10 protein-coding genes are annotated in these 16,299 nt (G+C 65.1%); 9 read left to right on the forward strand and 1 reads right to left on the reverse strand.

The window, feature by feature from the left end; genetic code table 11:
- Window positions 1-9: 9 nt before the first annotated feature.
- On the reverse strand, window positions 10-1,083 hold the full coding sequence (locus V6093_RS02270; protein ID WP_047603832.1) for an enoyl-CoA hydratase/isomerase family protein: 1,074 nt from the start codon (window positions 1,081-1,083) through the stop codon (window positions 10-12).
- 328 nt (window positions 1,084-1,411) lie between these two features.
- Between V6093_RS02270 and mnxG the strand changes: the two genes are divergently transcribed.
- The 9 genes from mnxG (at window position 1,412) to V6093_RS02315 (ending at window position 16,298) form a co-directional block, all read left to right on the forward strand.
- A complete protein-coding gene (mnxG, locus tag V6093_RS02275; protein WP_265980122.1) occupies window positions 1,412-7,255 on the forward strand; it encodes a manganese-oxidizing multicopper oxidase MnxG in 5,844 nt (1,947 codons plus the stop codon).
- An 18-nt stretch (window positions 7,256-7,273) separates the two neighbouring features.
- A complete protein-coding gene (locus V6093_RS02280; RefSeq protein WP_003247941.1) occupies window positions 7,274-9,250 on the forward strand; it encodes a cytochrome D1 domain-containing protein in 1,977 nt (658 codons plus the stop codon).
- Window positions 9,247-9,903: an SCO family protein gene (locus tag V6093_RS02285; RefSeq protein ID WP_004577519.1), complete on the forward strand. Its 657-nt coding sequence runs from the start codon at window positions 9,247-9,249 to the stop codon at window positions 9,901-9,903. Before V6093_RS02280 ends, V6093_RS02285 begins: the two co-directional genes overlap by 4 nt.
- Window positions 9,900-10,565 (forward strand): SCO family protein, encoded by a 666-nt coding sequence (locus tag V6093_RS02290; protein WP_012052145.1) that lies wholly within the window; start codon window positions 9,900-9,902, stop codon window positions 10,563-10,565. The genes V6093_RS02285 and V6093_RS02290 overlap by 4 nt, the downstream gene beginning before the upstream one ends.
- 194 nt (window positions 10,566-10,759) lie before the next feature.
- The gene (locus V6093_RS02295) at window positions 10,760-12,250 is read left to right on the forward strand and encodes an ABC transporter substrate-binding protein (RefSeq protein WP_223817395.1); all 1,491 of its coding nucleotides are present in this window, start codon (window positions 10,760-10,762) and stop codon (window positions 12,248-12,250) included.
- A 12-nt stretch (window positions 12,251-12,262) separates the two neighbouring features.
- The gene (locus V6093_RS02300) at window positions 12,263-12,904 is read left to right on the forward strand and encodes a SurA N-terminal domain-containing protein (protein ID WP_108078860.1); all 642 of its coding nucleotides are present in this window, start codon (window positions 12,263-12,265) and stop codon (window positions 12,902-12,904) included.
- Between the two features lie 249 nt (window positions 12,905-13,153).
- On the forward strand, window positions 13,154-13,687 hold the full coding sequence (locus tag V6093_RS02305) for a response regulator (RefSeq protein WP_019751814.1): 534 nt from the start codon (window positions 13,154-13,156) through the stop codon (window positions 13,685-13,687).
- 60 nt (window positions 13,688-13,747) lie between these two features.
- Complete coding sequence (locus V6093_RS02310) at window positions 13,748-15,535, forward strand: GspE/PulE family protein (protein WP_014756954.1); 1,788 nt, start codon at window positions 13,748-13,750, stop codon at window positions 15,533-15,535.
- Entirely contained in the window at window positions 15,519-16,298 is a 780-nt protein-coding gene (locus V6093_RS02315) for a hypothetical protein (protein ID WP_003247953.1), read from the forward strand. The genes V6093_RS02310 and V6093_RS02315 overlap by 17 nt, the downstream gene beginning before the upstream one ends.
- Window position 16,299: the final 1 nt, after the last annotated feature.

The following is a 16,299-nucleotide window of genomic DNA, read 5'->3' on the forward strand; positions in this document are numbered from 1 at the left end:
CTCCCGGGCTCACAAGCCTTCGAAGAATTGTTCGACCCGCTGGCCTTGCAGCGCGGCCAGGGTCGGCGGGTTCCAGCGGGGCTGCTTGTCCTTGTCGATGATCAGGGCACGCACGCCTTCGATGATGTCGCCGTGCTGGAACCACTGGCGGTCCAGGTGCAGTTCCATGGCAAAGCAGTCGTCAATGCCCAGCTCGCGCCCCCGGCGCAGCATCTCCAGCGTAACCGCCATGGCCAGAGGCGAGCGGGTTTCCAGCTGATCGGCGGTGGCCACCGCCCAGGCGTGGCTGTCGCCGAGGCTCACCGCACGCAGTTGCTCGACGATGGCTGGCAGGTCGGGCAGGGCGAAGAAGTGGTCGATGGCCGGGCGCAGCTTTTCCAGTGGCGCATCATCCAGTGCCTGGGTGCCGAGCCTGGCCAGCAGGTTTTGCAGGTCCTTGAGCGGGTGGTCGCTGAAGTCGAGCTGGTCGAGGCCCCGGTCGAGGGCAGCGAGCTGATCGCTGGCCAGGTACCAGTCGGCCAGGCCGCAATACAAGGCGTCGGCCGCCTGGATCTGGGCACCGCTGACACCCAGGTAGATGCCCAGCTCGCCGGGGATGCGCGAGAGGAAGTAGCTGCCGCCCACGTCCGGGAAGTAGCCGATGCCGACCTCGGGCATGCCCAGCCGGCTGCGCTCGGTGACCACGCGCAGGTCGCAGCCCTGGGCCAGGCCCATGCCGCCCCCGAGGGTGAAGCCGTCCATCACCACCAGTATTGGCTTGCGGTAGCGGTGGATGACCAGGTCGAGGGCGTACTCTTCGACGAAAAAGGTTTCATGCAGCGTGTCGCCGGCCTTGAAGCTGTCGTACAGCGAGCGGATATCGCCACCGGCACAGAACCCCTTGGGGCCTTCGCCGCGCAGGACCACGGCGCGTACCTGCGGGTTGTCGGCCCACTGGTCCAGGTGCTGACGCAGGCTGCGCACCATGTCCAGGGTCAGGGCATTGAGACCGGCTGGGCGGTTCAGGGTCAGGTGGCCGATCTGGTTGCGGACCTCGGCCAATACATGGTCGGTTGCTGCCGGGGTATGAGCGTGTGCAGTCATTGCGTTCTCCCTGCTTTGTTATTGATTTTCCAAGTGAAGTCTGGAGTTCGCTGGAGGATCGCAGGATCCTGGCATGCGAATTTGCCTTGCACAATCGACAATTGTGCAAGGGTACCGTGCGTTTTTACCTTGTCTGAGGCCAGCGCGCGCTTGTGGAGCAGCCTTTGCCCCCACGGGATTCCGTCCCCCGATTCGGGGGAACCTGCTGGGGGATCCTCCCCAATCCGTTGCGGTTGATCGTACAAGTTATTGATTAATATTGGATTTTTCTTCTGGCACACACCTTGCTCCAGCTCCCCGCAGAGATCCTGTGTCCCGGAGGTGCAGCATGTCGACGCCGCTCAAAGGCCCCATCCTGTCATCACTTGTACTGGCCTTGCTTGGCTGGGAAGCAACCAGCGAGGCGGCTGTGCAGTGCCAGCGCACCCTGGTCGCCAACGTGGTGGCACTGGACCAGCCACTGATGTTCAACCGCCTTGGCGCGCAAAACGCCAACGGCATGATGTTTGCCCTTCGTGAGGACGTGGTGGACGACAAGCAGGTCCCCCTCAGCAAGGGCGGGGCCGCGGTACCGGGCAAGGTCACCCTGCGCCCGGACAAGCGCCCGCGGCCTATCGTGCTGCGCGTGGCGGCCGGTGACTGCCTGACGGTCAACCTGACCAACCTGCTGGATTACAAGGCGAACCCCAACAAGCACGGTATCGAGGCTGAAGAGCCCGAGGGTGAGGCAGAGGGGCCGGAGGTTGAAAACGAAGGCGGCGAAGGCTTTGTCGCCGACGAACAGGTGGCCGAGCGCATGGTCGGCTTCCAGGTCAACGGGATGCAGGCGGTGAACAGCATTGCCGATATTTCCGCCTATACCGGGCGTAACGGCAACTTCTTCGTCAGCCCCGGCAGCACCCGCAGCTACACCCTGTATGCCGAGCGCGAAGGCGCCTTCGCCGCCACCAGCAAAGCCGCTACGTTCGGCGGCGAGGGCACGGCGGGCAACGTCTCCAACGGCCTGTTCGGCCAGGTGGTGGTCGTGCCCAAACTGGGCCGTACCTACCGCAACACCCTCACTGAAGAAGAAATGCGCCTGGCCACCACGGGGCGAACCGCCACCGGCCAGCCCGTGATCGACTACGAAGCCCGTTATCCGCAGCTCGAACCGTGGATCGCCGAAGGCAAGGCCGGCAAACCGATCATTGCCATGGTCAACGGCAACGAGATCATCAGCAGCGAAACCGATGCCATCGTCATGGGGCCCAACCCTGACGGTAGCTTCCCCAGTTCCACTTACCCGCTGGAAAGCGTGGGCAAACGCAACCCGGCGCTGCCCAACCGACTGGAAGCATTCCGTGATTTCGCCTCGCAGTTCGCCGACGAGGTTGCCGGTACCCAGGCCTTCCCTGGCTACTGGGCCGACCCGGTGATGGGCCACGTGCTGGAGCCGGCGCGCGATTCGTTCATGATCAATTACGGCTCTGGTGGGATGGGGGCCGAAGTGGTGGCCAACCGCTTGGGGGTGGGGCCGATGCACGACTGCCTGTCGTGTGCCTATGAGGAGTTCTTCCTCAGCGCCCACACGGTCGGCGATATAGGCACCCTGGTGGATGTACCGGCCAACGTCGGCCTGGAACACATCCGCCCGGGCGAGGTGCCGCCGGCCAGCGCCGTCGGGGTCAAGGCCAGCATGGCCCTTTACCCCTCAGAGCCTGCCAACGTGCACCACAGCTATATCGGTGACTTCACCAAGTTCCGCAACACCCACAACGGGCACGAGCAGCACATCTTCCACTTGCACGGCCATCAGTGGCTGTTCAACCCCAATGACGACAACTCCGACTACATCGATGCCCAAGGCATCGGCGCCGGTGTCGGCTACACCTACGAAATCGCCAACGGTGGTTCGGGCAACCGCAACCGCGTTGCCGGCGATGCCATTTACCACTGTCACTTCTACCCGCACTTCGCCCAGGGCATGTGGGCCATGTGGCGGGTACATGACGTGTTCGAGGAAGGCACGCGGCTGGAGGTGAGCGGGCAGGGCGAGAATGGCTTCCACAGTACCCCGTTCGCCCTGCGTAGCGGTAAGCCGGCCGCTGGCGCCCGGGCCCTGCCCGATGGCGAGATCGTTGCCGGTACGCCGATTCCGGCCATCGTGCCGTTACCTGGCAAGGCCATGGCGCCCATGCCCGGCAAAGTCGTGGTCGTGCCCAAGCTATCCGAAGCGTTGGTTGCTGCCAACGATGATGACCACGAAGACGAGGATGATGACGACCACGCCAGCGAGGCGCCCGTGCGCAAGGCCGTGGGCTCGCTGGCGCTGGTCGACCGCACCGAGGCCAACCGCAATGCCGACGGCACGCTGAAAAACCCAGGCTACCCGTTCTGGATCGGCGGCATGGAAAGCAGCGTGGGCAACCGCCCGCCAACCCCGCCCCTGGACATGCTCGACCCGGCCCTGGCCCGGCAACTGAAAGACAGTGGTAAAGCCCTGTGGGCCAACCTGGATGCGAACCAGGTCGATGGCTGGGACGGCGGCCTTGGCCGCCATGCACTGGACGGTGTGTCCGCCGGTGGCGTGGCGGAGACCACCACCACCAAACTGGACTTCACCAAGGTCGTGCACAAGGCCAAGCCCATCTACCTGCCGGAAGAGGGCACCGATGTCGAGCAGGCCGCCATGCAGTTCCACGCCATGGCTGAACACCCCAGCTATGCATTGATCCCCGGCAGCCAGCCAGTGGCCAGTGCGTTCCGCACCAACGGCGCGTTGCCGACTGCGGGTGCGCCGTTCTACGAGCCGTGCATGGATGACCGTGGAAAACGCCTGACCCAGTCTTCCGGGGTAGGGGAGTTCAACAGTGGAGAGAGCCTGACGGGCGTGAACTTCCGTGGCGCCTCGGCCTTCACTGCCGACCGCCCACGCATCTACAAAGGGGCCAACATCCAGTTCGACGCGGTGTACAACAAAGTGGGCTACCACTTCCCGCAGGCACGCATCATTGCCCTGTGGGAAGACGCCTGGCCGGTCATTACCAAGCAGCGCCCGCCAGAGCCGCTGGTGATGCGCATGAACACCTTCGACTGCGCGATGTACCAGCACACCAACCTGATCCCGAACATCTATGAGATGGACGATTACCAGGTGCGCACCCCGACCGACGTGATCGGCCAGCACATCCACCTGCCCAAGTGGGACCTGACCGCTGCCGACGGCTCGGCCAACGGCTGGAACTACGAAGACGGCATACTTTCGCCCGGTAGCGTGGTCGAGCGCGTGCATGCCATTCGTACTTACAACGGTTGCACTGATGGGGATAGCCGCGATGGCACCGCTGCCTGCCCGAAAGCCAGACAGCACCCGTACTTCGGCCGCTTTGGTCGCGCCGACTGGCTGGGCGCGCGTACAGCCATGCAGCGCTGGTTCGCTGACCCGCTGGTGAACGTGCATAACGTCGACCGTGGCCTGGGTACCATCTTCACCCATGACCACCTTGGCCCATCGACCCACCAGCAACTGGGCCTGTATGCCACCGTGCTGGCCGAACCGGCCGGCTCCACCTGGTACCACGCCGAAACCGGCGAGCAACTGTACAACCCGGCCACGCGCCAGGACGGCGGCCCGACCTCGTGGCAGGCGGTGATCAAGACCGGCGACCACGATGGCGACGGCAAGAACGACAGCTACCGCGAGTTCTTCCTGGAGTACAGTGACTTCCAGCATGCCTATGAAGCTGGGGTGTACGTAGGCGCAGGGCCGGACGGCATTCCCAATGCCCAGTCGTACCCGGCCACTGCCGACAGCTTCCGTTACGCCATCAACCCGCCCGTGCGCGGCAAGGCGTCGAACCTGCTCGAAGCCATCGTCGAGAAACGCGGCGGTCTCAACCCGGGCTGCCCAAGCCGGCCATGCCCGCAGGCGATCTCGGTTGATGACCCGGGGATGTTCGTCGTCAACTACCGCAACGAGCCGCTGGCCCTGCGCGTGTATGACCCGAACAAGGTCGGCCCGGACGGCAAGCGTGGCATGCAGGCCGACGGCCTGGCCGGCGACCTCAGCTATGCCCTGCAAACCCGTACCGACCGCGCCATCCCGGCGATGAACCTGTCGCCATCGGCGATTACCTCGGCGGTCGGCCCTACCGGCGGCACTACGCTGTTCCCGCCGCATATCAACACGGCTGGCGCCGAGCCGGGCGACCCGTTCACCCCGTTGCTGCGCACCTATTCCGGCGACAACGTGCGCCTGCGCATGCACGCCGGTGGCCATGAAGAGGAGCACAACGTCACCCTGCACGGCGTGAAATGGCTGCAGAACGGTTCTGGCTTCGGCAACAGCTCCAACTCGGGCTGGAAGTCGTCGCAAATGATCGGCATCTCCGAGCAGTTGGGCTTCATGGCGCCGGTGTCGATGATCTCCAGTTCGGCAGCCACCAACGGCGACTACCTGTACTCGCTGGACGCGGCCTTGGAGGGCTATTGGAACGGTATCTGGGGCATCATGCGCAACTACACCGCGCAGCGTGCCGACCTGTTCCCGCTGCCCAACAACCCGCAGCCGGTGGCCATGCGCAACACCGTGAACTTCAACGGCATCTGCCCGAAAACCACGGCCAACCCGAACGGCATCGGTACCCGCACCACGGTCAAGCGCAGCTACGAGATCGTCGCAGCGCTGGCCAACGACATCCTCGAAAACCGTAACGGCGTCAGCATCAACGACCCGGCGGGCGTCGGCCAGCATGTCGGTGGCGCGCTCAAGGCCAACGGCGGCACCCTGGTGTTCAACAGCCGTAGAACCGCCATCCCGCTGGTGAGCGGGGTAGACCCCGAAGATGGGGAGCCTTTCACCATCGGTGGCCACAGTGCGCCGCTGCATGACCCGACCGCGATCCTGTACGTGCGCAAGGCTGACCTCGATGCCACCACCGGCAAGCTCAAGGCGGGTGTCCCGGTAGAGCCGCTGGTACTGCGCGCCAATGCCGGCGACTGCATCAGCATCACCCTGGAGAACCGCTTGCCACTGGTGATGCCAGACCTGCCGAGCACTGCAGTGATGCACAACGTGGTCAAGCGTGACCGCTTCGACAGCGAAGGCTCCACCGCCTTTGCCAACAACCTGATGCGGCCGTCCAGCCACGTGGGCCTGCATGCGCAACTGCTGGCCTACGACATCACCAAGTCAGACGGTGCCAACGTTGGCCTGAACCCGGTGCAGACCGTGCCACCACGTGCCGGCACCAGCGGCGCTTACCCGACCAAGGAGTACCAGTACTACGCCGGCCACCTGGAGCGTGAAGGCAAACCGGTGTCGCAGCTGGGCCGCACAGTGGACAACATAAACACCACGCCTATTGAGTTCGGCGGCCTCAACCTGACCCCGTCAGACTTCATCAAGCAGCCGCAAAAAGGTCTGGTGGGCGCCATGAGCATCCTGCCGCAAACCGCCACCTGGACCGAGGATACTGCTACCCGTACCCAGGCCACGGTGAAGGTAAGCGGCCAGCCGGACTACCGCGACTTCGTCACGGTGTGGCAGCGCGCGCTGAACATGCGCTGGGCCGATGGCCGTCCGGTAGAAGGCATCAATACCGAAGGCAACGGTGCTGCCGGTGACCCGCAAGACAACGGCAACATGGCGGTCAACTACAAGACCGAACCGTTGTGGCTGCGCTTCGGCATGGCGCCCGACTCGCCATTCGGCCGCGCCAATGGCCTGGGCTTTGGTGATGTACCCAACGCCCACATGGCCTACGCCAACGCCCTGGTCGGTGGCGACCCGCAAACCCCGGTGCTGTACGCCAAGCCTGGCCAACCGGTACGCAACCATATCGTGATGCCCAGTGGTGGCAGCCGCGGCATGGTCTACCAGTTGGACGGGCACGTATGGCCACTGCACAACTACCAGGCCGAGAAGAGCGATGCGGACGGTTACCCAATTGGCCTGCCTGGTATCGGTTCGGTGCGCTTTGGCTACAACCCGATGGCCATGTACATCGGCGCGCAGGAAAGCGTACTGCCAGCGGCGCACTTCAGCTTCATGTTGCCGAGTGCCGGCGGTGCCAACGCGGTGGCGGGTGACTACCTGTTCCGCGACTACGCCGCCTACGGCAACCTCTCGGGGCTGTGGGGGATCTTGCGGGTGACCAACGAAGCGCCGCCGGCAACGGCCCCGGCGCAGTGACGGAAGGGGAACGCGAGCATGAACAAAAAGACTCGCCCTGCTTACTTGGGGGTAGTGCTGGGGGTAGCGCTGATCGGCCTGGGCGTGGCGTACGAAAAGCTATGGTGCGACCCGCGCGAGCTGTTGCAGGAACGGGGCGGTTCGCAGGCCTTGCACCGGCTCAGCCGGGACGGCGTGAACGTGGAGTTCGAGGCCCGGCCATTGGCCGGCGGCGAACTGAAGGAGGGCGGCTTCGCCAACATCCGCTTCAAGCTCAGCGACCAGACCAGTGGCCAACCGCTGTCGGGCATGGCCCCGGGGGCGTGGATCGACCCGGCGCAGTCGGCCCCGGCCGGGGACCGCGAGCAGAGCTGCAAGGCGCGGGTCGCGCTGTTTCTCAAGAGCAGCATCGGGGCCCGGCCGCTGCTCGACCTGAACAGCTACTTCTTGCTGATGTTGAACAATGACGCCAGCCTGACAGTGATCGACCCGACGGTGTCGGTGGGGGGCGTGACCAGCACCATGGCCCGCATCGAGCTGCCAGGGCGGCCCATGGACTGGGCGGCCACCAGCGACGACAAGCAGGTTTTCGTGTCGATACCCGAGCGGGGCAAGGTCTCGGTGATCGATACCGAAACCTTCACCCGCGTGGCCGACCTGGACGCCGGCGACCAGCCGCTGCGCGTGGCCCTGCAGCCGGACCAGCATCGGCTGTGGGTTGGCAACAACAGCAGCGACCCGGGCAAAGGCGGGGTAACAGTGATCGACGTGCCGGGGCGCAGCGCCATGAAGCACTTCAACACCGGTACCGGGCACCACGAAATCGCCTTCAGCGCCGACTCGCGCTATGCCTATGTCAGCAATCGCGACAGCGGCACCCTGAGCGTCATCGACATCCCGGAAATGCGCCTGGCCAAGACCATCAAGGTAGGCCCGCACCCGCTGTCGGTCAGCTATTCGGCGCTGTCCCAAGCCGTCTACGTGGTCGATGGCGAGGAGGGCAGCGTACGGGTGTTCGATGCCCGCAGCCATCAGTTGCGACACACGGTCCAGGCCGAACAGGGCCTGGGGCCGATGCGCTTCAGCCATGATGGCCGCTACGGCATCGTGCTCAATACCCTGGAGAACCAGGCCCTGGTCATCGACGCCAGTACCGACAAGCTGATCCACCGCATTCCGGTGGCGGCCGAACCGTACCAGCTGACGTTCACCAAAGGCTATGCCTATGTGCGTGGCCTGGCCTCGCCGAAAGTGAGCATGATCAATCTGGCCAGCCTGGGCGAGGGGCGTGCGCCCATCGTGCAAGGCTTCGAGGCTGGCCCCGCAGCGCCGCGCCAGGCTGGCGACCTGCCACTGGCCCAGGGGCTGTCGGTATCGCGTGATGACAATTCGGTGTTCGTGGTCAACCCGGTGGACAACACCACCTACTTCTATGCCGAAGGCATGAATGCACCGATGTCCGGCTACAACAACCGCGGCCACCAGGCCCGCGCCGCCATCGTCGTTGACCGCAGCCTGCGCGAAGTGGCCCCCGGGGTGTATGGCTCGACGGTGAAGCTGCCCGCCGCCGGCAAGTTCGACGTTGCCTTCCTGCTCAACCAGCCGCAAATCATTCATTGCTTCAGTACCGAAGTGGCCGCAGGGAGCGATGCCAGCAAACGTAAAGGTGCGCGTGCCGAGTTCATTGGCCTCGACCAGCCGCTGCCGCAGCACAGCGACTTCACCGCGCGGGTACGGATTGTCGGTGACGACGGGCAGCCGCGCCTGGGCCTGAACGACTTGAGCCTGCGCTACTTCCTGGCGCCATCGTCGATGCCGCGCAACCTGCAGCTGCAAGAGGTGGGCGAGGGGGTCTACCAGGCAGCGCTGAACTTGCCTGAGGCCGGCGCCTGGTACCTGCATGTGCAGTCGCCCTCGTTGGGGCGCAAGTTTGCCGAAGAAAACTACACCAGCCTGCGCGTTCTGCCGGCTGCTGCAACCAACGCCTCCCAGACTGACGTGAGGAATGTGCGATGAACGCCAAGCCTGCTTGCACACTGTTGGCCCTGAGCCTGGCATTCGCCAGCCACCTGGCCATGGCCCACGCCGGTCACGCGCATGACGGCCATGCCGGGCAGCCCCCGGCGGCGCATCAGGAAAAGGCCAGTGTGCGTTTTGCCGATGTGTCGCTGCTGAACCAGGAAGGCATGCCGGTACGCCTGGAGAAAGACCTGGTGGGTGACCATCTGGTGGTCATGGGCTTCATTTACACCAGCTGCACCACGGTATGCCCGGTGGTGTCGTCGATCATGGGCAAGGTCCAGCAGCAGCTGGGCGGCCGGGTAGGCGAGGAGGTTCGCCTGGTGTCGATCAGTGTCGACCCTCAGCGTGACGACGCCAAGCGCCTGCAAAACTATGCCAAGGCATTCCAGAAAGGGCCGGGCTGGAGCTGGCTGACCGGTACCCCGTACGCCATCACCGAAACCCTGAAGGGGCTGGGCAGCTTCAACGCCGACCTCAGCCAGCACCCGCCGCTGATACTGGTGGGTGACGGGCGTAGCGGGCACTGGACGCGTTACTACGGCTTCACCGACCCGGGCGTATTGATCGAAGAAATCAACCGCCTCAGTGCGCGCCGGGTACATGCCAAGAGCACCGCCATTGCCGACCATCACGAGGTGCAACCATGAGCACTGCAACCTCCCACCGCGCTGGCATGCGCGCATTCGACTGGCTGGTACTGGGTGGCTGCCTGTGGATCCTCACGTCGGTGGCGTTCGCCCACGAAGGCCATGCGCCGCAACCCCCCGAGCCGCAGCCAGCACCGCAGGCGATGGCCAGTGGTGGCGGTACACGCGACGCCAAGACCTGGTTCACCGACACCGTGCTGAAGGACCAGAATGGCCGCGAGCTGCGCTTTTACAGTGACGTGCTCAAGGACAAGGTGGTGATGCTCAACGTGATCTTCACCCATTGCACCGATGCCTGCCCGTTGATTACCCGCAAGCTGCGCGAGGTGCGCGAGGCCATGGGGCCAGCCCTGGCCGCCCAGGTGACCTTCGTGTCGATCAGCAGTGACCCGCTGAACGACACCCCCGAGGCGCTGAAGGCGTTCGCCGCCAAGCAAGGGGTGGATGGGCCGAACTGGTTGTTCCTGACCGGTGACAAGGCCAATGTCGACCTGGTGCTTGGCCGTATAGGGCAGTTCCTGCCGAGTCCCGAGCAGCATTCGACGCAGCTGATTGCCGGTGATGTTGCAGGTAAACGCTGGAGCAAGATTCGCCCGGATGCACCGCCAGCGGCGATTGCCCAGCGCATGCAGCTGTTGACCCAGCCGCTGGCCGGTCGGTGAGTATCATGGGCCGCCTGGGGAATTGGCCTCTGTGGCATCCGCTTTTGTGGGAGCGGCCTTGCGTCGCGGAAGGGCTGCGCAGCAGCCCCGGCAGTGGCAGCTCACGCGCAGAAAGAGGGGCGCGCTGCGCGCGCCTTTCGCGACACAAGGCCGCGCCCACAGGGCTTGCGATATGGCTCACATGCGTGCTTGGCATGGCATCTTCGACCTCAGCCTTGGCCCTGGACCTGACCGACCACGAACAAGCCGGCAAACGCCTCTACCGCGAGGGCGTTTCCAGTAGCGACGCTCAATTGCAAGCCCGGGTCGGCGCCAGTGACATCACAGTCCCCGCCAGCGTGCTGCCCTGCGCCAGTTGCCATGGCAACGACGGCCGTGGCCGTGCCGAAGGCGGTGTTCGCCCTCCCGGCCTCGACTGGCAACGCCTGGCACTCGGCCAGGGCCCGCGCGAGGCCAACGGCCGCCGCTACCCGGCCTACACCGACAGCAGCCTGGCGCGGGCCATCCAGCAGGGTATCGACCCGGCTGGCAATCGCCTCGACCCGGCCATGCCACGCTTCGAGTTGACCTTGGCCGACCAGCGCAACCTCACCGCCTATCTCAAACGCTTGGCCGAAGAACGTGACCCTGGTGTGGAAGAGGGCGTGCTGCGCCTTGGCACGCTGCTGCCCGCGAGCGGTCCGCTGGCTGAAGCCGGGCAGGTGGTGCGCGCCGTGCTGGAAGACGGCGTGGGTCAACTCAACCAGCAAGGCGGCATTCACGGGCGGCGCCTGGAACTGGTGGTGCTTGACCCAGGCTCCGACCCGGTCAGTGCCGAACGCGCCTTGCAACAGTTGCTCGAGCAAAAGCGAGTGTTCGCCCTGATCGCGCCATTGGCGCCCATGCTCGACCAGCGCCTGACGACCTTGCTGGCGCCACAGAACGTGCCGATGGTCGGCAGTACCCCGCGCAGCGGCGGCAGCGCACAGATCTTCGACCCGCTGCCCGGCTTGCCCGAGCAATTGCTGAGCCTGGCAGGCCATGCCCGTGTGGCGCTGGGCTTGGCGCCGGATGAGTTACGCGTGGTGTATGCCGGTAACGAACACGCCGCGTTGGCCGAGCAGGTGCGCGAGCGTTTACGACAGCAGGGCTGGGCGCCACCCGCTATCCAGGCGTTCGACGGCCAGGCGGTGGACGGGCAGGGCATCGTCTTCCTTGGCCGCGCCCAGGCCTTTGCCGAGTTGGCGGCGGCGTTGCAGGTGGCGGGCCGCGAGCCCTACCTGTTCGCCGCTTCCAGTCAGGTAGCCGGCGCTGTGGCGCGCTTGCCGGCGCAGTGGTCGCAGCGGCTGTTTCTGGCCTACCCCTACGTGCCAGAGGACTGGACCGAGCAAGGCCAGGCAACGCTCGCCGGGCTGCAGCAGCGCCAGGGCCTGGACCCGCGCCAGGTGTCGTTGCAGGTCAATACGCTGTGCGCGTTGCGCCTGCTGAGCGAAGCGCTGAAGCAGATTGGTCGGGATGCCAGCCGCGAACAACTGATCGCTGCGCTCGAAGGCCTGCACGATGTGCCCACCGGCCTGACCCCGGCACTGGGCTTTGGCCCTGGTCGCCGCCAGGGCATGGCAGGTGCCCATGTGGTGGCGGTGGCCCTGCCCGGGCCACGCTTTACTGCGGTCACCCCCTACCGGCCAGTGCCGGTCAGCCCTTGAGCGGAGGTTGTCATGCGGATCGTGTGGTTGTGCCTGTTGCTGGTGCTGACCAGGGTGAGCTGGGCCGATGTGCCAGCGGCGCGGGTCAATGGTGTCGAGATCGGGTTGATGCGCCTGGAGCGCTACTTCAGCGAGTACCTGGACGCCCAGGGTCGGGCGGTGACCAGCATCCGCAACCCAGGCCTGTACAAACGCCTGCGTGACCAAGCGCTGGACGAGCTGATCGACAAGGAGTTGTTGTGGCAGGAAGCGCAACGCCAAGGCATTGCCGTCAGCGATGAACACGTGTCGGCACAGATTGGCGAGATAGAAGCGGCGTTTGGCAGCCCGGCGTTATTCGAAAGGCGACTGGCAGAGGCGGGCTTCGACAGGGCGCAGTACACTGAATACACCCGGCATGAGATGGCGGCCCAGCAAGTGTACGCCCTGCTCAGCGCAGTCGACGCGCCGAGCCAGGGCGAAGTGGAGGCATTTTATGATGCCAACCAGGAGAGACTGCAAGGAGCGCAGAACCAAAGTGATAATCCATCGGTCATACGCAAACACGGCCTGGCCTTGGCCAGGGCAACGCTCATCGGGCAGCGGGAGGCGCAGGCGCGCCAAACCGTGCGCCAACGTTTGCGCGAGTCCGCTAAAGTGGAAATCGCCGACTGAGGCCGTTGAGGGCGCGTCCCCCAATGCTGGGGAATTAAGGTTTGGCAATGTGCCATCATTTTCCCCGCTTGTGGGGAACCGGTTGGGTGTGCCTGTTCAGCGTCTGTCGGTTGCTGGCCGGCACCTTAGTAAAATCAGTGGCTTACAGTGGTGCAACATGACTATTCACGCCTGGCACGAAGCCTGCTCAAGTCTCTACAAGGGCGTACTTCGCAGACCGGGGAACCGGGCAGTATTTGGGAGTCGACCTTGGTGAACAGAGTATTGGTAGTCGATGACGAACAGACTCTTGCGCAAAACCTGCAAGCGTATCTGCAGGCGCAGGGCCTGGAAGTTCATGTTGCCCACAACGGTGCCAGTGGTATCGAACAGGCTGAAAGCCTGGCACCGCAAGTAGTTGTGCTGGATTACCGCTTGCCCGACATGGAAGGTTTTCAGGTTCTGGAGGCTGTACGCAAGAACAGGCAATGCCACTTCGTGCTGATCACCGCCCACCCCACCGTCGAGGTGCGTGAGCGGGCCGCCGAACTCGGAGTGAGTCACGTCCTGTTCAAGCCGTTCCCACTGATGGAGCTGGCGCGTGCGATCTTCGACCTGCTGGGCATCGAGCGCCGGCGCAGGGCCACGGACAACCCGGCCGAAGGGTTCGTCGAACGACGCCAGAACAGGAACGAATCGTTCCCCCTGCAGTTGTACGATGGAAGCTGGGTGTTGGCCGACCGCCGCCGTAACGGCGCCAAGCCACCAGGGCCCGACGACGATCAACTGCTCACAGGGGAATAGCGGCGCCCGCACCCCTGGCCGAGCCAGCCTGCGACGCGCCCCTGAGCGGAGTCGCAGGCCATGCCAGAAGCATTCGATGCAACCCCGGAATCTGCAAAGCCTGCACCGGCCCTTTCGCGGGTGAACCCGCTCCCACAGGATTGCACTGAACCTGTAGGAGCGGGTTCACCCGCGAAAGGGCCGGCACCGGTAAACCCGTGCCAGACCTACCCCCGCGAACTGCTGGCCCAGGCCCGTCTGCAAGCCACCGACGAGCGCCTGCTCGACTGCCTGGAACGCCTGGCCTGCGACACCCCCGACACCTTCACCCAGCGCCTGGGCCTGACCCTGCATTACCCGGTACTCGACAGCCACAGCCTGCTGGCCAGCACCCCACGCTTCGACAAGCTGGCCTTGGCCCAGTGCCTCAAGCGCGAATGTGTGCTGATCGAGCAAGGCGGCCAACTGCTGGGCGTGTTCGCCGACCCCTTCGACCACGCCCGCCTGGCCTGGATCGACGACGTACTGCAAGGCGCGCCGCTTTACCTGGCCCACGCCGCCGACCTGGCCACCTTCCTGGCCCGTCATGAAGAAAGCTTCCACGCAGTCGATGCCCTTGACCACGACGCCGACGCCAGCAGCGAAAGCGACCCGCTGCAACGCCTGTCGCTGGCCAGTATCAGCGAAGACCAGAGCCGCGTGGTCAAGCTGGTCAACTCCACCCTGTACGACGCCCTCAAGCTGCACGCCAGCGACATCCACCTGGGCATGACCGGCCAGGGTCTGACCATCAAGTACCGCATCGACGGCGTGCTCAACGGTGCCGGCAAGGCCAGTGGCAGCGCCTTCGCCGACCAGGTGATCTCGCGCATCAAGGTCATGGCCGAGCTGGACATCGGCGAAAAACGCGTGCCCCAGGACGGCCGCTTCAAGGTGGCCGTGGGCGACCGGCAAATCGACTTCCGGGTGTCGATCATGCCTAGCATCTTCGGTGAAGATGCCGTGCTGCGGGTGCTCGACAAGCAGGACTTGTCCGACCGGGTCAGCGGCGTGCAGCTGCAAGCCTTGGGCTTTGCCGACGAAACCTTGCGCGCCCTGCGCCGGTTGGCGGCAGAACCCTACGGCATGATCCTGGTCACCGGCCCTACAGGCAGCGGCAAGACCACCACCCTGTACGCCATGATCAGCGAGATCAACCATGGCGTGGACAAGATCATCACCATCGAAGACCCGGTCGAGTATCAACTGCCCGGCGTGCTGCAGATCCCGGTCAACGAGAAGAAGGGCCTGACCTTCGCCCGAGGCCTGCGCTCGATCCTGCGTCACGACCCGGACAAGATCCTGGTCGGTGAAATCCGTGACCCCGACACGGCCCAGATTGCCGTGCAATCGGCGCTCACCGGCCACCTGGTGTTCACCACCATCCACGCCAACAACGTGTTCGACGTGATTGGCCGCTTCAGCCAGATGCAGGTCGACCCCTACAGCTTCGTTTCTGCGCTCAACGCGGTGCTGGCCCAGCGCCTGATTCGCCTGGCCTGCCCGCACTGCGCCACGCCCTGCGAACACGATGACGACACCCTGTATGGCTCAGGCCTGACCCGCGAGGGGGTGGCCGGCTGGACATTCGTCCGTGTCAAGGGTTGCGGCCAGTGCCGTGGCAGTGGTTACCGCGGCCGCAGTGCCATTGCCGAACTGCTGCACCTGGATGACGACCTGCGGCAAATGATCGTGGAGCGCCGCCCGCTGGCGCAGATCAAGACGCTTGCCTGCCAGCGCGGCCTGCGCCTGCTGCGAGCCTCGGCCTTGGACCTGGTCCGCGATGGCCGTACCACCCTTGAGGAGATCAACCGTGTCACATTCATCTGACCGTTACTGCGCCGTATTGGGCGCCGAGGGTGTCGGCCTGGGTCGCTGGCACAACAATCACCACCAATGGCTGGGCAGCCGCGCGTTCAGCAGCGACGCCATCCAACCGACCTGGGATGCCGCTGTCGACGGGCTGGCCGCACTGCTGGCCGAGCATGCGGTACGTGGCGCCCAGTTGCGGGTGTTGCTGTCGGCCCGCTACAGCCGCTTCTGCCTGGTGCCCTGGAGTGACGCCATCGGCCACCCTCGCGAGCTGGACGCCTATGCCCGCGCTTGCTTCGAAAACCTCTACGGGCAGCCGTTGGACGACTGGCGCATTGTGCTGTCACCGGAGCCTGCCGGTGCCGCCCGCATCGCCACGGCGCTGCCCGAAGCCTTGCTGCAGCGGCTGCAGGCACTGGGCCGGGAAAGCCGCCTGAGCCTGCGCTCGGTGCAGCCATACCTGATGGCTGCCTACAACCGTTGCTGGTCACAGCTGGAGCAGGGGGACTTCCTGTTCGTGCTGGCCGAGCCGCGCCGCAGTGTATTGCTGCTGGCCGCCGGCGGTGCCTGGCAGCAAGTGCTGGCGCAAGGTTGCGCTGACAGCGACCAGGCCCTGCAAGCACTGATCGAGCGTACCTGTGAGCTGTACGGCGAGCACCTGCCGCGGGTGTACCTGCATGCCCCGGGCCGCTGCGACGTGCCGCAACTGGCGGCCGTGCAATTGTGCCAGCCGGCCAGCGAAGCCGACCCGCTGTGCGCCATGTGGCGGGCGGTGGCCTGAC

The sequence above is a fragment of the Pseudomonas putida group bacterium ESBL64 genome, from assembly GCF_045277175.1.
In the GTDB taxonomy this organism is placed as follows: Bacteria; Pseudomonadota; Gammaproteobacteria; order Pseudomonadales; family Pseudomonadaceae; genus Aquipseudomonas; species Aquipseudomonas alloputida.